Genomic DNA, 19741 nt, shown 5'->3' on the forward strand with positions numbered 1-19741 from the left:
TTTGACCTTCGGGTCGAGGTGCCGCTCGGAATTAGCCTGAATCATTAGCAGGGGTAGCGTCACATGTGTGGCATCGTCGGCATCGTCGGTAAGTCGAACGTCAATCAGGCGCTGTATGACGCGCTTACCGTACTTCAACATCGCGGCCAGGATGCTGCCGGTATTGTGACCAGCTCGAACGGGCGGTTATTCCTGCGCAAAGACAACGGTCTGGTGCGCGATGTATTCCAGCAGCGCCACATGCAGCGTCTGGTCGGCCATGTGGGCATCGGTCATGTGCGATACCCAACTGCCGGCAGTTCCAGCTCGGCCGAAGCGCAGCCGTTTTACGTCAATTCGCCGTACGGCATTACGCTCGCGCATAACGGCAACCTCACCAACGTCGAACAGCTTTCGCGGGAAATCTACGAGTCCGACCTGCGCCACGTGAACACCAACTCCGATTCGGAAGTGCTGCTCAACGTGTTTGCCCATGAGTTGGCCGTGCGCGGCAAGTTGCAGCCGACTGAAGAGGATGTGTTCGCCGCGGTATCCGGCGTCCATGAGCGCTGCCGCGGTGGTTATGCCGTGGTCGCGATGGTCACCGGTTACGGTGTGGTGGGTTTTCGTGATCCCTACGGCATTCGCCCGATCGTCTTCGGTCAGCGGCACACCGACGAGGGTGTGGAATACATGATCGCCTCGGAAAGCGTGGCGCTGGATGTATTGGGCTTCACCTTAATCCGCGATTTGGCGCCAGGTGAGGCGGTCTACATTACCGAAGATGGCAAGCTGCACACCCGGCAGTGCGCCCAGCACCCGCAATATGCGCCCTGTATTTTCGAGCACGTTTACCTGGCGCGACCAGACTCGATCATGGACGGCGTGTCGGTGTACAAGGCACGCCTGCGCATGGGCGAAAAGTTGGCTGAAAAGATACTCCGCGAACGTCCGGAACATGACATCGACGTGATCATCCCGATCCCGGATACCAGCCGTACCTCGGCCCTGGAACTGGCTAACCGCTTGGGCGTGAAGTTCCGCGAAGGCTTCGTCAAAAATCGCTATATCGGTCGGACTTTCATCATGCCTGGGCAGGCGGCGCGCAAGAAATCCGTGCGGCAGAAGCTCAACGCCATCGAATTGGAGTTCCGCGGCAAAAACGTGATGCTCGTGGACGACTCGATTGTCCGTGGCACCACCTGCAAGCAGATCATCCAGATGGCGCGTGAGGCTGGGGCGAAGAATGTGTATTTCTGCTCGGCTGCACCGGCAGTCCGCTTTCCGAACGTCTATGGCATCGATATGCCGAGCGCTCATGAGCTGATTGCCCACGGCCGCTCGACTGCCGAAGTGGCTGAGTTGATCGGCGCCGATTGGCTGATCTACCAGGATTTGCCGGATCTGATCGAAGCGGTCGGTGGTGGCAAGATCAAGATCGAGAATTTCGACTGCGCGGTGTTTGATGGCAAATACGTCACCGGCGATGTCAGCGAGGCTTACCTGAACAAGATCGAGCAGGCGCGCAACGACGTCAGCATGACCAAAGGTCAGGCGGTCAGCGCGATTATCGATCTGTATAACGACTGAGGAGGGCGCGTCATGAGTCAGGATTGGGATGCCGGACGGCTGGATAGCGACCTCGAAAATGCCGCTTTCGACACACTGGCGGTGCGTGCTGGTCAGCACCGTACCCCCGAAGGTGAGCATGGCGAGCCGCTGTTCTTCACCTCCAGCTATGTGTTCCGCACTGCCGCCGATGCTGCTGCGCGCTTTGCCGGAGAAGTGCCGGGAAATGTCTATTCGCGCTATACCAATCCGACCGTGCGTGCTTTCGAAGAGCGCATCGCCGCTCTGGAAGGCGCAGAACAGGCTGTCGCGACTGCTTCCGGAATGTCCTCCATCCTGGCCATGGTGATGGCGCTGTGCAGCTCCGGCGATCATGTGTTGGTGTCGCGTAGCGTTTTTGGTTCGACCATCAGCTTGTTCGAGAAATACCTCAAGCGCTTCGGCATCCAGGTGGATTACCCGCCGCTGGCCGATGTCGCCGGTTGGCAGGCGGCCTGCAAGCCAAACACCAAGCTGTTTTTTGTCGAGTCACCGTCCAACCCGCTGGCCGAGCTGGTCGATATCGCCGCCCTGGCCGAAGTCGCCCACGCCAACGGTGCGCTGCTGGCCGTCGACAACTGCTTCTGCACCCCGGCATTGCAGCAGCCGCTCAAGCTGGGAGCGGACATCGTCATTCACTCGGCGACCAAATACATCGACGGTCAAGGTCGTTGCTTGGGTGGCGTAGTGGCGGGGCGTAAAGCGCAGATGCAAGAAGTGGTCGGTTTTCTGCGTACCGCCGGGCCGACCTTGAGCCCCTTCAATGCCTGGGTGTTCCTCAAAGGGTTGGAAACGCTGCGGATTCGCATGCAGGCGCACAGTGCCGGTGCGCAGGCATTGGCCGAGTGGTTGGAGCAGCAGCCGGGCATCGAGCGGGTTTACTACGCAGGTCTGCCTAGCCATCCCCAGCATGAGTTGGCCAAACGGCAGCAGACTGGTTTCGGTGCGGTAGTCAGCTTCGAGGTCAAGGGCGGTAAACAGGGCGCTTGGCGCTTCATTGATGCGACCCGGATGATTTCCATCACTACCAATCTCGGTGATACCAAAACCACTATTGCTCATCCGGCCACCACGTCCCATGGGCGTCTGACTCCGGCAGAGCGGGCGCAGGCCGGTATTGCCGATAATCTGGTGCGTGTCGCTGTGGGGTTGGAAGAAGTCGCTGATATCAAGGCCGACCTGGCACGAGGCCTGGCGGCGTTGTGATCGACTGGTCGACGGAAGACTCCGCCCCGCACAATGGCAAGGTGGCCTTGGTCACCGGAGCGGCGCGCGGGATCGGTCTGGGCATCGCCGCCTGGTTGATCGTCGAGGGCTGGCAAGTTGTCATTGCAGACAATGATCGGGTGCGTGGCTCCAAGGTGGCAAAGGTGCTGGGCGACAATGCCTGGTTCATCGCTATGGATGTCGCCCAGGAAAGCCAGGTGGTGGTTGGCATCGCCGAGGTGCTCGGCCAGTTCGGTCGTCTCGATGCGTTGATCAATAACGCCGCTATCGCTGATGCGCATAATCCGCCGCTGGAAAGCCTCGAGCTCAACCGCTGGCAGCGTGTATTGGCGGTCAATCTGACCGGCCCCATGCTGCTGGCCAAGTACTGTGCACCTTATTTGCGTGCGCATGCCGGGGCGATCATCAATCTCTGCTCGACTCGCGCGCATCAGTCCGAGCCGAATAGCGAGGCCTATGCGGCGAGCAAGGGCGGCCTGCTGGCGCTGACCCATGCGCTGGCGCTCAGCCTGGGGCCGGATATCCGGGTCAACGCTGTCAGCCCTGGCTGGATCGATACCCGCGACCCTGCCGAGCGTCGTGCTAATCCGCTCGGCGATCAGGATCATGCCCAGCATCCCGCCGGGCGGGTGGGTACGGTTGAGGATGTCGCCGCGCTGGTCGGCTGGCTACTGTCGGGCAATGCCGGCTTTGTCACGGGGCAGGAGTTCCTGGTGGATGGCGGGATGACCCGCAAGATGATCTACCAGTAGGCCACCCACTCCATGTCGCTCGTTGCCTGTTCCCGAACTTTCGGGTGGTTGAGCGCTGCCTTTCGAGTTTCGACTGGAAAGCGTGACACGGGGCGCTAGAAGCCCTGGATCCCCGGCATTACTATTCCGCTGGCAACCGTGAACAGGCCCGGAGCAGTCGACTTGTAGTGCCGATCTGCATTGAAACGGCCTGTTAGTACACAACAACAATAAAAAGCCTGACAGGTACTCATGCATGGACCGCCAGCCTCGGTGTGCGGTGCTTCCTACGGGCGTCATCCGCGATGACCTGCTCGAGTTACTGGACCGCAGCGAAGATTTCCCCCTGACCCTGATCATGGCCCCGGCCGGTTCCGGCAAGTCCACCTTGCTGGCTCACTGGCTGAGTCGCCCAAGGCGTCGCCGGACCCTGTACTACACGCTGCAGGCCCGCGACAACGAGCCGCTGCGTTTCTTTCGCCGGCTGCTCGAGGCCATTCGCACAAAGGTCGCAGATTTCGACCTCTCCTGGTTCAATCCCCTGGGGGCCGAGATCGCCCATTCCCCGGTCGTCATGGGCGAGTACCTGGCCGAAGCTCTGGGGCGGGTCGAGGGTGGCTTGTGCCTGGTGTTCGATGACTTCCAGCACCTCGACGCGCCGCTCATCCTCGAGGTCCTCGCCGCGGCGCTGCGGGGCTTGCCGCCTTCGGTGCGGGTAGTGATCTCCAGTCGCAATCATCCGGGTTTTTCGCTGAGCCGTTTCAAGTTGGACAACGCCTTGCTGTGCATCGAGCAGCACGACCTGCGTCTGTCGGCGGCGCAGATCCAGGCGCTGAACGCCGATCTGGGTGGCCCCGCGCTGAGCGAGGGCTATGTCGCCGATCTGCTGGCGATGACCGAAGGCTGGGTGGCCGGGGTCAAGGTCGCACTGCTTGCCTATGCGCGCTTCGGCACGGGCGCCTTGGAGCGCTTCGATGGCACTCAGCCGGAGATCGTTGATTACTTCGGTCATGTGGTGCTTGAGCAGTTGACGCCGGTGCTACGTGATTTTTTCCTGGGCAGCGCGATCTTCGAGAAATTCAATGGCGAGCTTTGCGATCGGGTGTTCCAGCGCCAGGGCTCGGCCTTGCTGCTGGAGGATCTGGCGGCCCGGCAACTGTTCATGCTGCCGGTGGACGGCCAGCCCGGCTGGTTCCGCTATCACGCCTTGCTCCATGACTTCCTCGGCAGCCGCCTGGCGATCGAAGGTCGGCAACGCCTCGCCGAACTGCACTGCCGCGCAGCGGGCTACTACCAGGAGCAGGGTGATCACGAGCAGGCCTTGCAGCATGCGCGGCGCAGTGGCGAACCGGCCTTGTGGCAGGACATGCTGGAATGTTGCTGCGAGCAGTGGGTGCGCAACGGGCAGTTCGGTGAAGTGCTCAAATGGGTGGCGCCGCTGCCCGAGACGCAATTGCTGGGCAGCGGGCGCATGTTGCAGGCGCTGATCGCGGCCCTGATCCTGTCGCGGCGCTTCCACCAGGCCCGCTATTACCTCGAACTCCTCGACGCCGGTCTCGCGTCGGCGGCCATCGAGCCGGCGAGTCTGCAGTACCTGGTGCTGAACCTGGAGTTGTTTCAGCACGACAAGGATTTCCGCCTCGCCCCGGATTGGGAGCAACTGCTCGAGCCCGGCGTAGCGCCGGGCACGCGGGCGCGGGTGTTGACCGTCATCGCCTATCACCACCTGCTGGGCGGTCGCCTCGACCAGTCGATCCGCTTCGCCGTGCGGGCCAAGGTGCTGTTGGTGCAGACCGGGCATGTGTTCCTGGAGAGCTACGCTGACCTGATCATCGCGCTGTGCAACAACAATGCCTGCCGGGCGACCGTGGCGCGCAAGGATGTGCGCAGCGATTATGAGCGCACCGAGAGCTCCAGTCCGGCCTGGGTCAACCGCGCCACCGGCATGGTGGTGGTGCTCTACGAGCAGAGCCAGTTCGCCGCGGCGCAGCAGCTGTGCGAAGACCTGATCGCCCGGGTCAACTCTTCCTCGGCGACCGAGGCCATCGCCACGGTCTACCTCACCCTGGCGCGCCTGCTGCACCGCCGGAAGCTGCAGATGCGCGCCGAGCGTCTGCTCGAGCAACTGGCCGGCATCCTGCAGTTGGGCAACTACGAGCGTTTCGCCAGCCAGCTGGTGCAGGAGCGGCTGCGCCAGGCGTATGTCAGCGGGAACCACCGCCAGCTGGAGAGCCTGGCCCGCCACTACCAGCTCGATCGGCGTCTGGAGGAGGGGCACTGGGACCGGCTGCGCGAGCATGACGAGTGCTGGGAGCGCTACGGTCTGGCGGTGGTGTACTGGCTGCTGGCACGCGGCGCTCAGGTGCGCGCCGGGCGCATCCTCAAGGTGCTGGCGGCGTCCTTGCGGCAGAGCGAGATGCGCGCGCGGGCCCTGATCGTCGATGCCAATCTGCTGGTGCTCGGTAGCCAGGGGCAGGACCGGCAGGCGCAACTGGCCGAGCTGGCGCAGTTGGTCGAGGAATACGGGCTGCTCAACATCACCTGTTCGGTGTTCGACGAGGCGCCAGGATTCGGTGCCCTGGTCGCCGCTCTGGTGCAGTCGGGACGGCTGGCGTTGCCGGAGCGCTACCGGCAGTTCTACGCCGAGTTCTGCGCGCCCGAGGCGCCCCCCCTGTCCGAGACGGCCGACCTCTCCAGCCTGCTGACGGGCAAGGAGGCGCAGATTCTCGACTACCTGCTGCAGGGTCTGTCGAATACCGAGATCAGCGCCAGGAGCGGCACGGCGCTGTCGACCACCAAGTGGCACCTGAAGAACATCTACGCGAAGCTGGAGGTGACCAACCGCACCGAGGCGATTCTTCGCGTGCGTCCGCAGAACTAGGCGATTGCCAGCTGCATCACGTTTGTTTACCGCTGATTGACCCCACCCCCTCCCTGGGAAGGGGGGAGGGGCCGGCCTATCTCCCTAAGCTCGACGGTGCCGGCTTCATCCGGCGCGCGATTCGTGCGCACAACAAGAACAAGTGGGAGATAAAGCCATGTCTGTTTGGGTAACCTGGCCAGCTTTGACCAAGCTGGGAACGCTGGGCGTTGTCTCAGGGCTGCTGGTGCTAGCCGTCGAACGCCAGTCGTTGTTCGAGAACAACCTCTTCGATGTCGAGGACTACGCCCGCTACAACGCCAACATCACCTGCGACGCGCGCAGCCACACCGCACGCACCGAGGACGGCACCTGCAACATTCTCGAGAACCCGGCCGAAGGCTCGGCGCTGCGACGCTTCGGGCGTAACGTCGATACGGCGGTGACCCACGGCGAGACCGCCACGCTGCTCACTCCCAACCCGCGGGATGTCAGCAACAGCGTGATGGCGCGGGGTGAGTTCAAGCCGGCGCCGAGTCTCAACTTCATCGCCGCGTCCTGGATCCAGTTCATGACCCATGACTGGTTCGACCACGGTCCGAATGGCGATGCCGACCCGATCCAGTTCCCGTTGCCGCCGGGCGATGCCCTGGGCTCGGGCAGCATGTCGGTCAAGCGCACCCAGCCTGACCCCACCCGCGCCGGCGCCGATACCGGCATGCCGCAGACCTACCGCAACCACAACACCCACTGGTGGGATGGCTCGCAGATCTACGGCAGCAGCAGGGAGGTCAGCGACAAGGTGCGTTCCTTCGTTGACGGCAAGCTCAAGGTGGGCAGTGACAACCGCCTGCCGACCGAACTGCTCAGCGGCAAGTCGATCACCGGCATCAACGAGAACTGGTGGGTGGGCCTGAGCATGCTGCACCAACTGTTCACCCTCGAGCACAACGCCATCGCCACCAAGCTCAAGGCGAAGTACCCGGAAAAGGACGATCAGTGGCTGTACGACCACGCCCGGCTGGTCAACTCGGCGCTGATGGCCAAGATCCACACCGTGGAGTGGACCCCGGCGGTGATCGCCAACCCGGTCACCGAGCGGGCGATGTACGCCAACTGGTGGGGCCTGCTGGGCCAAGGCGGCCCGCGTGACGACTACCAGGCCGAAGTGCGCATGCTGCAGGAGGATCTGGCCAAGTCCGACTCCTTCGTCAAGCGCATCCTCGGCTTCGACCCGAGCATGGCCGATGGGTTCGGCAACACCGCCCTCGATCATGCGCTGGGCGGCATCGTCGGCACCACCGCGCCGAACAACTACGGAGTGCCCTTCAGCCTCACCGAGGAGTTCGTCGCGGTGTACCGCATGCACCCGCTGCTGCGCGACAAGGTCGACATTTACGACATCGGCTCGAACATCGTGTCGCGCTCGGTGCCGATGCTGGACACTCGTGACCGCGACGCCGAGAACCTGCTGGCCGACGAGCGTCCGGAGCGTCTGTGGTATTCCTTCGGGATCACCAACCCAGGCTCGCTGACCCTCAACAACTACCCCAACTTCCTGCGCAACCTGTCCATGCCGCTGGTCGGCAACATCGACCTGGCAGCGATCGACGTGCTGCGCGATCGCGAGCGCGGCGTGCCACGCTACAACGAGTTCCGCCGGCAGATCGGCCTCAGCCCGATCACCAAGTTCGAGGATCTGACCACGGACGCCGCCACCCTGGCGCAGCTCAAGCGCCTGTACGGCAACGACATCGAGCAGATCGACACCCTGGTCGGGCAACTGGCCGAAACCGTGCGCCCAGAAGGCTTCGCCTTCGGCGAGACGGCGTTCCAGATCTTCATCATGAACGCCTCGCGGCGCCTGATGGCCGACCGCTTCTATACCAAGGACTACCGTCCGGAGGTGTACACCCAGGAGGGTATCGACTGGGTCGAGCACACCACCATGGTCGACGTGCTCCAACGGCATAACCCGGAGCTGAGTTCCAGCCTGGTCGGCGTGGAGAACGCCTTCAAGCCCTGGGGCCTGAACATTCCCGCCGACTACGAGAGCTGGCCGCGGGTCGGCAAGCTGGACAACCTCTGGATCAACGGCGCCATGCGCACTCAGTTCAGCCTGGAGCAACTGCCGCCGCTGGTGCCGGTGGACGTGGGCGGCCTGATCGGCTCAATCCTCTGGAAGAAGGTGGAGGAGCGCACCGACGTGGCGCCGGTGGGCTACGAGAAGCCGATCCATGCCCATGGCGTGATGGCCAAGGCCAAGTTCGTGCCGGTGGCCAACAACGGCTACACCGGGCTGTTCACCGGTGCCGACAGCGGCTTGCTGCGCCTGTCGGTCACCGGCGACCCGGCCGATCGCGGTTTCGCGCCGGGCCTGGCCTGGAAGGCCTTCGTCGATGGCAAGCCATCGCAGAACGTGTCCGCGTTGTACACCCTGTCGGGGCAGGGCACGAACTACAACTTCTTCACCAATGAGCTGTCCAGCTATGTATCGCCGGAAGCCAACGAGACCCTGGGCACCACCGTGCTGTTCTCCGCGGTGAGCAGCAAGCCGACCCTGCTGCGCCTGGACGACATGGCCAAGGTCACGCAGAGCGGCGCCGCGGTGGCCAGCGCGAAGGCGCCGACCCAGGTCTACTTCGTGCCGCGTGCCGAACTGCGTTCGCGTTTTGTCTCCACGCCGCACGACTTCCGCCAGGATCTGCTGACTCTGAAGAGCGGTACCAAGGTCTACGACGTGTACGCCACCGCGATGGAGATCAAGACCTCGATCATCCCCTCGCTCAACACGAGCTATGCCAAGCAGCGCCGCAGCAATGCGACGAAGATTGGTGAGATTGAGCTGACCTCCAACTTCATCGCCTCGCAGTTCGGCGACTCCGGGGTGTTCTTCAAGCACCAGCGTCACGAAGACAAGTAACCAACCCGCAATAACAAAAAGCCCCGGTATCTGCCGGGGCTTTTTGTTGGGCGTGGTGCCCGCGTCAGGGGCGGCGCAGGTCGACCGCCGGCGTGCCCTGGCCATCGAACAGCTGTGCCGGATTGGTCGGTAGGATGCTCGGACGCTTGTCGTCCTGCCCGTCGAGCACGCGGATATCGCTGTACTTCTTGCCCGACAGCGCGGCCAGGCCTGCGCCATCGCGGATCACGCTGGGGCGCAGGAACACCATCAGGTTGCGTTTGACGTGGGTTTCCTTGGTCGAGCGGAACAGGCGGCCGAGCAGGGGAATATCGCCGAGCAGGGGGATCTTCGAGTCGGTCTGCGTGACGTCGTCCTGAATCAGGCCGCCGAGCACCACCACCTGGCCGTCCTCGGCGAGGATGGTGCTCTTGATCGAGCGCTTGTTGGTGATCAGGTCCACCGCCTGGGCGGTGAGGCTGGCGCTGGGCGCGATGGAGGAGATTTCCTGTTCGATCTCCAGGCGCAAGGTGGCGCCTTCGTTGATGTGTGGAGTGACCTTCAGGGTAACGCCGATGTCCTGGCGTTCGATGGTGGTGAAGGGGTTGTTGGCGCCATCGGCGGTGGTGGTGTAGGAGCCGGTCTGGAACGGCACGTTCTGGCCGACGAGGATTTCCGCCTTCTGGTTGTCCAGGGTCAGCAGGCTCGGGGTGGACAGCAGATTGCTCTTGCTGTTGGCCGACAGCGCGGTGATCAGCGCGCCGAAACTGTCGGTGCCGATGCCGATGATGGCGCCGTCGGGCAGGTTGCTCAGGGTAGGGTTGTCGACGTCGTTGCGGTCGTCCTGGATGGCTTGCAGTACGGAGCCGATCGATAGTCCGGTATTGGCGAAATTCACCCCGCCGAGGCCGCCGGTATTGCCGCGGGCATCCACTGCCCACTGCACGCCGAGGGCATCGGAGATATCGCCGGAAACCTCGACGATGGCCGCCTCGACCATCACCTGGGCGCGCGGCACGTCGAGCTGGCGCACGATGTCCTCGAGGGTTGCCACAGTATCCGGCTCGGCCAGCAGCACCAGGGCATTGAGGCTTTCATCAGCGCGGATCAGCAGGTTCTGCGGTTTGCCACCACCGGCGCCCTCGGCGCCTTCCGGCGCCTTGAGTCCTTCGGAGATCTCGCCGAGGGTGGCGGCCAGGGCCTTCGCATCGTTATGCCGCAGGCGGATGACCCGGGTATTGGTCGAGCGGGTGGTCGGAGTGTCGAGCGACTGTGCCAGCGCCGCGAGCTTCTGCCGCGCCGCGGGTGGGCCGATCAGGATCAGGCGGTTGGTGCGGACATCGGCGATCACCTGGGTGCCGCTGGTGCCTTTGGCCTGGCCCCGGGCCATGGAACTATTGAGGGTTTCGGCGGCGTCCATCACCCAGGCGTACTGCAGGTTGACCACGCTGTAGTCGTGATCGCTCTTCTGATCCAGTTGCCGGATCAGGGTTTCGATACGGGCGATATTGGCGCTGCGGTCGCTGATGATCAGTGCGTTCGCGGTCGTTACCGCGGCGAGGTGACCGTATTGCGGTACCAGCGGGCGGATCAGCGGGATGAGCTCAGTCACCGGGGTGTGCTGCACCTGGATCAGGCGGGTTTCCATGGCACCTGCGCCGGACCGGCCACCGCCGGCTTCGGCTTTGGCCTCGGCATTTGGCACGATGCGCGCCTGACCGCCCTGGGTCAGCACGCTGAACCCGTGAGTAGCCATGACCGAGAGGAAGAGCTGATAGACCTCGGTGAGGGACAGCGGTGCCTTGGATATCACGCTGACCTGGCCCTTGACGCGCGGGTCGACGATGAAGGTTTCACCGGTAATTTCGGCGACCTGATCGATGAATTCGCGGATATCGGCATTCTTGAGGTTGATGGTCCAGCGCTCTTCCTGCTGGCTGGCGTTGGTGGCCGGTGTGGCTGGTGTGATGGCGGCGCTGCTGGCCAGCGGCGTGGTCAACAGGCCGGCGGCGAGCAAGGCGAAAGTCAGGCGCGATAGAGGGGTGAGCATCGTTCACTCGCTTTCCGTAGGCGGTTCGGTGGGGGCAGATTCTTGATCAGACGGTAAGGTCCCGGCTGCTTCCATCTGTTGACGCAATGCGTTCATGCGTTCACGCAGTTGCTGGAGGTCTTCGTCCTGCAATTCGGAGAGTTGGTCGGCCGAATTTTCTCTCGGAGCCAGAGCTGGGACGGCAACGCTGGGGTTGTTGCCGTTGGATGTGCGAGTGGGGAAGGGCAGGGTCTCCAGGCGACCGTTGCGCTCCAGTTCAACCCGATCGCGGTAGACCGCGTGCAGGCGTACGCCTTGATCGACCTCGATACCTACGTTGTAGCGCTGTGGCTTGCTGCCATCGCGTTGGATGATGGCGCTGGAGCGCTTGGGGTCGGCATTGACGAAGCTGCCGAGCAGGGTCAGGCGTAGATTGGTGGACGGGGGTGCAGTCGTGTCGCTGGTCGGGCTGGGGCCGAACAGCGGTGCCAGGCGTTCGAGCGCAGGGGGCGTAAGGGCTGTCTGCGGGGTGTTGCTGGAAACCTGCACGGGGGCGCGCAGTAGGCGTATCCAGCCGGCTGTTTGCCAAGCCAAACTGATGCTCATGGCGAGTATCAGTGCTGCACCGACCACAGTCGGGGCGTGTCGCTGCAACCAGAGCGGGGATGCGGGGCTGGCCAAAAGGCGTCACTCCATGGCGTTTTCTTGTTATAGGGGGGAATTGAGGCCAGCGAGGATCATAACAGCCACTCAACTGCGACGAGCAAGTCAAAATTCGGGTGGGGTGTACGATGCCGGTCGTTGTGATAAAGATATCGTCCTGCGCCGCTCTAAACAGCGGCTAAAAACATAACAACAAAAAAATGTGGGATCGGTTCGCACGGCTGTCAAACCTAGATGACAACCTGCCACGGTTACCCTTTGAAGGTCGCTCGCATGAATGTTCTGCTATCCCAGGTGCCATTGCGCCGATTGCCCTTCAGCTTCGCCAAACGTCATGGTGTGGTTCTGCTGACCGAGTCCGGTCAGCCCTGCCTGGGCCATCGTGCGGCGGTCGATTTGACCGCCCTGGCCGAAGCCCAGCGCTTTGCCGGCGTGCGCTTGCCGCTACGTCAACTGTCGGGCGAAGCCTTCGAGCAGGCGATGGCCAACGCCTATCAGCATGACTCCGCCTCCATGCAACTGGCCGAGGACATCGGTGGCAGCCTCGATCTCGCCGCCCTGGCCGAGCAAATTCCGGAAACTGAAGACTTGCTGGAGCAAGAGGACGATGCGCCGATCATTCGCTTGATCAACGCCATCCTCGGTGAAGCCATCAAGGAAAACGCTTCCGACATCCATTTGGAAACCTTCGAGAAACGCCTGGTGGTGCGCTTTCGCGTCGACGGCATTCTCCGCGAAGTGCTGGAACCTAAGCGTGAACTGGCGGCACTGCTGGTCTCGCGGATCAAGGTCATGGCGCGGCTGGACATCGCCGAGAAGCGCATCCCTCAGGACGGACGCATTTCCCTGCGGGTGGGCGGCCGTGAGGTGGATATCCGCGTCTCCACCTTGCCATCGGCCAATGGGGAACGGGTGGTTCTGCGTCTGCTCGACAAACAGGCCGGTCGCCTGTCGCTGCAACACCTGGGCATGAGCGCGCGGGATCGCGACCTGATGGAAGAGACGGTGCGCAAACCGCACGGCATCCTGCTGGTCACTGGTCCCACCGGTTCGGGGAAAACCACCACGCTGTATGCCAGCCTGGTCAGTCTCAATGACCGCACCCGCAACATCCTCACCGTCGAGGACCCCATCGAATATCACCTCGAGGGCATTGGCCAAACGCAGGTGAACACCAAGGTCGACATGACCTTCGCCCGCGGTCTGCGGGCCATCCTGCGACAGGATCCGGATGTGGTGATGGTCGGCGAGATTCGCGATCGGGAGACGGCGGAAATCGCCGTCCAGGCCTCGCTCACCGGCCACCTGGTGCTGTCCACCCTGCACACCAACAGCGCGATAGGCGCGATCACCCGCCTGGTGGATATGGGCATCGAGCCGTTCCTGCTGTCCTCCTCGTTGCTCGGCGTATTGGCGCAGCGCTTGGTGCGCGTGTTGTGCCCACAGTGCAAGGAAGCCACCCCGGCGGATGAGGCGGCGTGCCGGCTGCTCGGCGTCGAAGCCACTGGTCAGGTGCTGATCCATCGTGCGCGCGGCTGCGCGCACTGTAACCAGCAGGGTTATCGCGGGCGCACCGGCATTTATGAGCTGGTGGTCTTCGATGACCATATGCGCACCCTGGTGCACAACGCGGCGTCGGAGCAGGACATGACCCGCCACGCGCGGAGCCTGGGCTCGAGTATCCGCGAGGATGGTCGGCGCAAGGTGCTCGAAGGGGTGACTACCCTCGAGGAAGTGTTACGCGTGACTCGCGAAGAGTGAGCGACTGAATCCAATGGCAGCCTTCGAATATCTCGCTCTCGACGCCAACGGGCGTCAGCAAAAAGGCGTGCTGGAAGCCGACAGCGCCCGTCAGGTGCGCCAGTTGTTGCGCGAGCGGCAATTGGCGCCGCTTGAGGTGAAGACTTCGCAAAACCGCGATCAGGCCGGCAATGAAGGCGGGTTGCGCTTCAATCGCGGGCTGTCTGCGCGTGATCTGGCCCTGTTGACCCGCCAGCTGGCGACCTTGGTGCAGGCCGCGTTGCCGATCGAGGAGGCGCTGCGTGCCGCGGCGGCGCAAGCCAGTGCGCCGCGCATTCAGTCGATGCTCCTGGCGGTGCGCGCCCGGGTCCTGGAAGGGCATAGTCTGGCGGCCAGCCTTAAGGAGTTCCCCAGCGCTTTTCCGGATCTGTACCGCGCCACCGTGGCCGCCGGCGAGCACGCCGGCCATCTCGGGCCGGTGCTCGAGCAACTGGCGGATTACACCGAGCAGCGCCAGCAATCGCGGCAGAAAATCCAGCTGGCGCTGCTTTATCCGCTGATTTTGATGGTCACTTCACTGCTGATCGTCGGCTTCCTGCTCGGTTATGTAGTGCCCGACGTGGTGCGAGTCTTCGTTGACTCCGGACAAACCTTGCCAGCGCTCACCCGCGGGTTGATCGCCGTCAGCGAACTGGTCAAGGGCTGGGGCTGGCTGATCATCATCGGCACCATCGCTGTGGTGGTCGGTCTACGCCGGGCGTTGCGCGAAGAGGGCATGCGCTTGCGCTGGCATGCGTTCCTACTGCGCATCCCATTGGTTGGCCGGCTGATGCGCGCTACCGATTGCGCGCGCTTTGCCTCGACCTTGGCGATCCTCACGCAAAGTGGTGTGCCGCTGGTCGATGCGCTGGGCATCGCTGCCGAAGTGATCGGTAATCGGGTTATCCGCGCCGACGTGGTAGTCGTGGCGCAAAAGGTTCGGGAAGGTGGCAGTCTCACCCGCGCGCTGGAGTCCAGCGGTCAGTTTCCGCCGATGATGCTGCACATGATCGCCAGCGGCGAACGCTCGGGCGAACTCGACCAAATGCTCGCGCGCACCGCGCGCAATCAGGAGAACGATTTGGGTGCCCAGGTGGCGCTGCTGGTCGGCCTGTTCGAGCCCTTCATGCTGGTGTTCATGGGTGCCGTGGTGCTGGTCATCGTGCTGGCCATCCTGTTGCCGATTCTGTCTCTCAATCAACTGGTGGGGTAAATACGTGAAACGACGTCAGAGCGGCTTTACGCTGATCGAAATCATGGTGGTGGTGGTCATCCTCGGGATTCTCGCCGCACTGGTGGTGCCGCAGGTAATGAGCCGTCCGGATCAAGCCAAGGTCACCGTCGCCAAGGGCGATATCAAGGCGGTCAGTGCGGCGCTGGATATGTACAAGCTCGATAACCATGTCTACCCAACTACCCAGCAGGGTCTTGAGGCCTTGGTGAAGAAACCCTCAGGCAACCCGCCGGCGAAAAACTGGAACAAAGACGGCTATCTCAAGCGCTTGCCGGTCGATCCGTGGGGTAACACCTATCAATACTTGGCGCCGGGCGCCAAGGGACCGTTCGATTTGTATTCGCTGGGTGCGGACGGCAAGGAAGGCGGTAGCGATCTGGATGCCGACATCGGCAGCTGGGATCTCTAACCCGTATGCGTCGCGCGGCCGGCTTCACCTTGATCGAGCTGCTGGTGGTCCTGGTGATCATCGGCAGCCTGGTCGGCCTCGCGGTGTTCAGCTCCGGTATCGCCGGTCCCGCACGCGCACTCAACAACGAGGCCGAGCGCCTGGCTGGCCTGATCGGGCTGTTATCCGATGAGGCGGTGCTGGATAACCGCGAGTTCGGCCTACGCCTGAGTTCGAGTGCCTACGAGGTTCTGCGCTTTGAGGAGAGCAGCGGCAAATGGCGGCCGTTGACCGGGAAAAAAGTCTACCAACTGCCCGAGTGGGCCGAGTTGAGCTTCGAACTCGAAGGCCAAGCCTTGGCGCTGCCCGGTTTGGTTGCCAAGGGCGAGGATGACGAAAAGAAACCCGCCGCCGACAGCGTTCCGCAGCTGCTGATTCTCTCCAGTGGCGAACTCAGCCCCTTCCGCCTGCGTCTCGGCGAGCGGCGCAAGGATGGCGTGCGTCTACAAATGGCGAGTGATGGCTTTAGCCTGCCGAAAGTGGAAGCCGTGGCGGTTCCGGGGCGTGCCGGTTGAAATACGCACGCGGTTTTACCTTGCTGGAAGTGCTGGTGGCCCTGGCGATTTTCGCCGTGGTCGCGGCCAGCGTGCTGACCGCCAGCGCGCATAGTCTGCAGACCGCCACGCGCCTGGAAGACAAAACCATGGCCATGTGGATTGCCGACAATCAGCTTACCGAGCTGCAACTGGCGGACACACCGCCGGCCGCTGGTCGATCTCAGGGGCAGTTGGATTTCGCCGGACGGCATTGGCAATGGCTGCAATTGGTCGAGCGGACCAGCGAGCCGGAGATGCACCGCGTGACCGTCTGGGTTGCCCCCGGTGAAGCCCGGGATCGCATCGAGGAGCGCGCGGTGTTGAGCATGTCCGGCTTTGTCGGAACCGAGCCATGAAGCGATCCGCTGGTTTTACGCTGCTTGAGTTGTTGGTCGCGATCGCGATATTCGCCGTTCTGGCTCTCGCCACCTATCGCATGCTCGATAGCGTGTTGCGCACCGATGCCGCGACGCGCGAACAGGAGCGTCAGCTGCGCGAGCTGACCCGTGGCATCGCCGCGTTCGAGCGTGACGTCCTGCAGGTGCTGGCACGCCCGGTGCGCGACGCCTATGGCGAACCCCGTTCAGCGCTGGAGGGCGAAGGCGGCGATAAACCAGCCATCGAATTGACTCGCAGCGGCTGGCGCAACCCGACCGGAGCGGTGCGCTCGCGTCTGCAGCGCGTGCGCTGGCAGCTGAGCGGCGAGCAATGGCAGCGCCGCTACTGGCTGGTCCTCGATCAGGCCCAAGACAGCCAGCCACAAGTTCAACAAGTGCTCGACGGCGTTATGCATTTTTCCTTGCGCTATCTCGATGACGAGGGTCAGTGGATCGACAGCTGGCCAGCCGATCGGGGGGCGAGTGAAGAATCCCTGCAGTTGTTGCCCAGGGCGGTGGAGATGACTCTCGAACACCGTCGCTATGGCACGTTGCGGCGCGTGCTGCGGCTGCCTGATACGGCCGAGCCCGAAGAACAAGCGGCTACCGGCGAAGAGCCGGGCGAGCCCGAAGCGCCAACTGAGTCCGACGTGCCCGCAGAGCCCAGTCCATGAGGCGGCAGCGCGGGGTCGCGCTAATTACCGTTCTGCTGGTGGTGGCGATAGTCACCGTGGTGTGCGCCGGCTTGATCGCTCGCGAGCAGCTGAGCATCCGCAGCAGCGCCAATCTGCTCAGCGTCCGGCAGGCCTGGCAATACGCGCAAGGCGGCGAATTGCTGGCCAAGTCGATATTGCAGCGCGATTTGCGTCAGGGCGATCCCCGGCAGCCGGTGGATTACCTCGGCGAAGCCTGGGCTCGACCGCTGGCAACCTTTCCCCTGGACGGGGGCGAGCTGCGTCTGCGCATCGAGGATCTCAGCGGACGCTTCAATCTCAACAGCCTGGTGCAGCAGCGACAGGTCAATCAGCAGGCAGTGGCGCGTTTTCGTCGCCTGCTGCTACTGCTGGAAATCGAACGTCCTTACGCCGAGCGCTTGCAGGATTGGTTGGACCAGAATCAGGAGCCCAGCGGCGAAAACGGCGCGGAAGACAATCAATACCTGTTGCTCCAGCCACCGTATCGTGCGGCCAATCGGCCACTGATGGATGTTTCCGAACTGCGTTTGCTGGTGGATATGAACGAAGCGGATTTCCTCCGCCTGCAGCCTTACGTCAGCGCCTTGCCCGACGATGCCAAGTTGAACGTCAATACCGCCAGCGCCATGGTCCTGGCTAGTCTGGCTAACGGTGTTTCACTGGGCATGGCGGAAAGCCTGGTGGCGGCGCGCGGCCGTGAGGGCTTTCGCAATATTGACGAGTTTCTCGGTCAACCCGCCCTTGCCGGAGTGGGTTTGACCGGGCAGGGCCTCGCCGTGGGTAGCCAATATTTTCAGGTTATCAGCGAGGTCAGCATCGATGAGCATCGCCAAGTGTTGGTCAGTCGCATCAAACGCAGTAGCGATGGACGCATGCGCGTACTGGCCCGGGATCTGGGCCAGTCGGGATTGCCGGTGAAGCCGGTAGAAGAGGAAAAGAAATGATCCAGACTTGCGTATTTTTGCCGCCGGACGCCTGCATAGAGATAAGTGAGGAGCTGACCGTGCACCTGGTGCAGGACGGGGTGGTTCGCCGCGAGCGCTTCGCCACCGCGCTAGCGCACCTCGCCGGGCCCTGGCGCCTGGTTGTTCCGGTCGAGGCGATCACCGCCTGTGTCGTGCAACTGCCGACGCAGAAGGCCCGCTGGTTGCGCCAGGCCCTGCCGTTCGCGGTCGAAGAGTTGCTGGCCGAAGATGTCGAGCAGTTTCATTTGGCAATTGGCGAACGCTTGCCAGACGGGCGACACCGGGTCATCGCGGTACGCCGCAATTGGCTGGTCAGCTGGCTTGGCCTGTGTGGCGATAACCGCCCGACGATGATTCAGGTCGATGCCGATCTGCTGCCAGGTGAGGGCACGCAGCTGTGCTGGCTGGACGGTCGTTGGCTGCTCGGTGGTGAAGTCGGTGCGCGCATGGCCTTGGCTGCCGATGAGGACTGGCAGGCACTCGCCGCGCTCTGTCCGCATCCGCAAGTGGCACATGCGGCAGTCGAGCAGGCGCCGCTAGAAGGAATCGAGGAGCTGCAAACTGTTGCCGATACGCACGCCTGGCTGGCCGAGCAGGCGGTTGGATGCAATCTGGCGCAAGCCGAATTCGCGGTGCGCGAGGCGCGCACAGAATGGTTGCGCTGGCGCCCGCTACTCGGTTTGGTAGGGCTGTGGCTGGTCCTGCAGTGGGGATTCAATCTGGCGCAGACCTGGCATCTGCGCCAACAGGGCGACAGTTACGCGACCGCCAGTGCCAGCCTGTACCGGGAGCTGTTTCCCGAAGACAGCAAGATGGTCAATCTGCGCCGGCAATTCGATCAGCATCTGGCCGAGGCCAGTGGCGCCGGCAGTGGTCGCCTGCTCGGACTGCTTGGCAAGGCCCGCGATGCCTTGCTGGCCGAGGGAGCCCAAGTGCGTGTGCAGCAACTGGATTTCAGCGACAGCCGCGGCGATCTCGCCCTGCAAGTCCAGGCTCCCGGCTTCGATACGTTGGAACGCTTGCGTGAGCATCTGATCGCCGCCGGTTTGAGCGTGCAGCTGGGCTCGGCGAGTCGTGAGGAATCCGGGGTGAGTGCGCGTTTGGTGATCGGAGGCTGAATGAATAATTTGCAGAGTCTGAATAAGCCGCTGGGCGCATTTTTGGAGAAATCGCCGCTGCTGCATAAATGGCGTGCTCTGGCGCCGCGCGAGCGTCTGGCGCTGGGTTGGTTGGCGCTGTTCCTAGTGGTGGTAGTGGTTTATCTCGGTGTCTGGCGACCAGTTGAGCAGAACCGCACAGCGGCGCGTGCCTACTTCGAGCAACAGCGTGAACTGCATGCTTATCTGCAGAGCCAGGCGCCGCTGGCGCGGAGTCTCCAGGGTAAGCCGGTGGTTCACCTCGATCCGGCCCGCTTGCAAGGGCTGGTGACGACCACTGCCGTACAAGAAGGCTTGGCGGTGGAGCGTCTGGATAGCGAAGGCGACGGTGCGCTGCAGGTCAGTCTGCAGCCGGCACCATTCGAGCAGCTGCTGCGCTGGTTCGGCGTACTGGAAAGTCAGGGCGTGCGAATCGACGAAGCAGGCCTGGATCGCAATGCTGACGGCCGTGTGTCGACGCGCCTGACCTTGCGGGTTGGCTCCTGAGCTTGAGAAAGCGTTCGAACGAGGCCTGTCGCTGGAGCGGAAAACACCCGCCAAGGCCTTGGGTA

At 63.1% G+C, this 19741-nt stretch carries 16 protein-coding genes; 14 read left to right on the forward strand and 2 right to left on the reverse strand.

The genetic code is table 11. The annotated features are described in order from the left end of the window. The first annotated feature begins 63 nt into the window (after positions 1-63). The 5 genes from purF (at position 64) to NVV93_RS06765 (ending at position 9328) form a co-directional block, all read left to right on the forward strand. Positions 64-1569 carry an amidophosphoribosyltransferase gene (gene purF, locus NVV93_RS06745; RefSeq protein ID WP_258253665.1) on the forward strand — a complete coding sequence of 502 codons (1506 nt, stop codon included), beginning with the start codon at positions 64-66 and terminating at the stop codon, positions 1567-1569. Positions 1570-1581: 12 nt separating this feature from the next. After that, complete coding sequence (locus tag NVV93_RS06750) at positions 1582-2793, forward strand: O-succinylhomoserine sulfhydrylase (RefSeq protein WP_258253666.1); 1212 nt, start codon at positions 1582-1584, stop codon at positions 2791-2793. Then, positions 2790-3566 carry an SDR family oxidoreductase gene (locus NVV93_RS06755; RefSeq protein ID WP_258253667.1) on the forward strand — a complete coding sequence of 259 codons (777 nt, stop codon included), beginning with the start codon at positions 2790-2792 and terminating at the stop codon, positions 3564-3566. Before NVV93_RS06750 ends, NVV93_RS06755 begins: the two co-directional genes overlap by 4 nt. Before the next feature lie 235 nt (positions 3567-3801). After that, the gene (locus tag NVV93_RS06760) at positions 3802-6426 is read left to right on the forward strand and encodes a LuxR C-terminal-related transcriptional regulator (RefSeq protein ID WP_258253668.1); all 2625 of its coding nucleotides are present in this window, start codon (positions 3802-3804) and stop codon (positions 6424-6426) included. Positions 6427-6583: 157 nt separating this feature from the next. Further along, positions 6584-9328 (forward strand): peroxidase family protein, encoded by a 2745-nt coding sequence (locus tag NVV93_RS06765; RefSeq protein ID WP_258253669.1) that lies wholly within the window; start codon positions 6584-6586, stop codon positions 9326-9328. A gap of 64 nt (positions 9329-9392) precedes the next feature. Here the strand turns inward: NVV93_RS06765 and gspD are convergent, their stop codons facing one another. Further along, positions 9393-11357, reverse strand: coding sequence for a type II secretion system secretin GspD (gspD, locus tag NVV93_RS06770; RefSeq protein WP_258253670.1), 1965 nt, complete (start codon positions 11355-11357; stop codon positions 9393-9395). A gap of 3 nt (positions 11358-11360) precedes the next feature. Continuing rightward, positions 11361-11942: a type II secretion system protein N gene (locus tag NVV93_RS06775; protein ID WP_258253671.1), complete on the reverse strand. Its 582-nt coding sequence runs from the start codon at positions 11940-11942 to the stop codon at positions 11361-11363. 330 nt (positions 11943-12272) lie between these two features. Between NVV93_RS06775 and gspE the strand changes: the two genes are divergently transcribed. Genes gspE through NVV93_RS06820 form a run of 9 tightly spaced genes read left to right on the forward strand, consistent with a single transcriptional unit; the run spans position 12273 to position 19676 of the window. After that, positions 12273-13760: a type II secretion system ATPase GspE gene (gene gspE / locus NVV93_RS06780; RefSeq protein ID WP_258253672.1), complete on the forward strand. Its 1488-nt coding sequence runs from the start codon at positions 12273-12275 to the stop codon at positions 13758-13760. A gap of 13 nt (positions 13761-13773) precedes the next feature. Further along, the gene (gene xcpS / locus NVV93_RS06785; protein WP_258253673.1) at positions 13774-14991 is read left to right on the forward strand and encodes a GspF family T2SS innner membrane protein variant XcpS; all 1218 of its coding nucleotides are present in this window, start codon (positions 13774-13776) and stop codon (positions 14989-14991) included. 43 nt (positions 14992-15034) lie between these two features. After that, positions 15035-15421, forward strand: a complete 387-nt coding sequence (gene gspG / locus NVV93_RS06790; protein ID WP_258254306.1) for a type II secretion system major pseudopilin GspG — start codon at positions 15035-15037, stop codon at positions 15419-15421. Between the two features lie 5 nt (positions 15422-15426). Continuing rightward, a complete protein-coding gene (gspH, locus tag NVV93_RS06795) occupies positions 15427-15975 on the forward strand; it encodes a type II secretion system minor pseudopilin GspH (protein ID WP_258253674.1) in 549 nt (182 codons plus the stop codon). Next, positions 15972-16352: a type II secretion system minor pseudopilin GspI gene (gene gspI / locus NVV93_RS06800; protein WP_258253675.1), complete on the forward strand. Its 381-nt coding sequence runs from the start codon at positions 15972-15974 to the stop codon at positions 16350-16352. Before gspH ends, gspI begins: the two co-directional genes overlap by 4 nt. Further along, positions 16349-17047 carry a type II secretion system minor pseudopilin GspJ gene (gene gspJ, locus NVV93_RS06805; RefSeq protein WP_258253676.1) on the forward strand — a complete coding sequence of 233 codons (699 nt, stop codon included), beginning with the start codon at positions 16349-16351 and terminating at the stop codon, positions 17045-17047. Before gspI ends, gspJ begins: the two co-directional genes overlap by 4 nt. Further along, a complete protein-coding gene (gspK, locus tag NVV93_RS06810) occupies positions 17044-18012 on the forward strand; it encodes a type II secretion system minor pseudopilin GspK (RefSeq protein ID WP_258253677.1) in 969 nt (322 codons plus the stop codon). The genes gspJ and gspK overlap by 4 nt, the downstream gene beginning before the upstream one ends. After that, positions 18009-19151 (forward strand): type II secretion system protein GspL, encoded by a 1143-nt coding sequence (gspL, locus tag NVV93_RS06815; protein WP_258253678.1) that lies wholly within the window; start codon positions 18009-18011, stop codon positions 19149-19151. Before gspK ends, gspL begins: the two co-directional genes overlap by 4 nt. Further along, complete coding sequence (locus NVV93_RS06820; RefSeq protein ID WP_258253679.1) at positions 19152-19676, forward strand: type II secretion system protein M; 525 nt, start codon at positions 19152-19154, stop codon at positions 19674-19676. The last annotated feature ends 65 nt before the right edge of the window (positions 19677-19741 follow it).

The sequence above is a fragment of the Pseudomonas sp. LS44 genome (assembly GCF_024730785.1).
Classification (GTDB): domain Bacteria; phylum Pseudomonadota; class Gammaproteobacteria; order Pseudomonadales; family Pseudomonadaceae; genus Aquipseudomonas.

Coding starts and splice junctions, on each gene's coding strand:
- gspJ (WP_258253676.1), top strand. CDS start 16,349: ATGAAGCGATCCGCTGGTTTTACGCTGCTTGAGTTGTTGGTCGCGATC.
- gspE (WP_258253672.1), top strand. CDS start 12,273: ATGAATGTTCTGCTATCCCAGGTGCCATTGCGCCGATTGCCCTTCAGC.
- gspL (WP_258253678.1), top strand. CDS start 18,009: ATGATCCAGACTTGCGTATTTTTGCCGCCGGACGCCTGCATAGAGATA.
- xcpS (WP_258253673.1), top strand. CDS start 13,774: ATGGCAGCCTTCGAATATCTCGCTCTCGACGCCAACGGGCGTCAGCAA.
- purF (WP_258253665.1), top strand. CDS start 64: ATGTGTGGCATCGTCGGCATCGTCGGTAAGTCGAACGTCAATCAGGCG.
- NVV93_RS06760 (WP_258253668.1), top strand. CDS start 3,802: ATGGACCGCCAGCCTCGGTGTGCGGTGCTTCCTACGGGCGTCATCCGC.
- gspH (WP_258253674.1), top strand. CDS start 15,427: ATGCGTCGCGCGGCCGGCTTCACCTTGATCGAGCTGCTGGTGGTCCTG.
- NVV93_RS06750 (WP_258253666.1), top strand. CDS start 1,582: ATGAGTCAGGATTGGGATGCCGGACGGCTGGATAGCGACCTCGAAAAT.
- NVV93_RS06820 (WP_258253679.1), top strand. CDS start 19,152: ATGAATAATTTGCAGAGTCTGAATAAGCCGCTGGGCGCATTTTTGGAG.
- NVV93_RS06775 (WP_258253671.1), bottom strand. CDS start 11,942: ATGAGCATCAGTTTGGCTTGGCAAACAGCCGGCTGGATACGCCTACTG.
- NVV93_RS06765 (WP_258253669.1), top strand. CDS start 6,584: ATGTCTGTTTGGGTAACCTGGCCAGCTTTGACCAAGCTGGGAACGCTG.
- gspG (WP_258254306.1), top strand. CDS start 15,035: ATGGTGGTGGTGGTCATCCTCGGGATTCTCGCCGCACTGGTGGTGCCG.
- gspD (WP_258253670.1), bottom strand. CDS start 11,357: ATGCTCACCCCTCTATCGCGCCTGACTTTCGCCTTGCTCGCCGCCGGC.
- gspK (WP_258253677.1), top strand. CDS start 17,044: ATGAGGCGGCAGCGCGGGGTCGCGCTAATTACCGTTCTGCTGGTGGTG.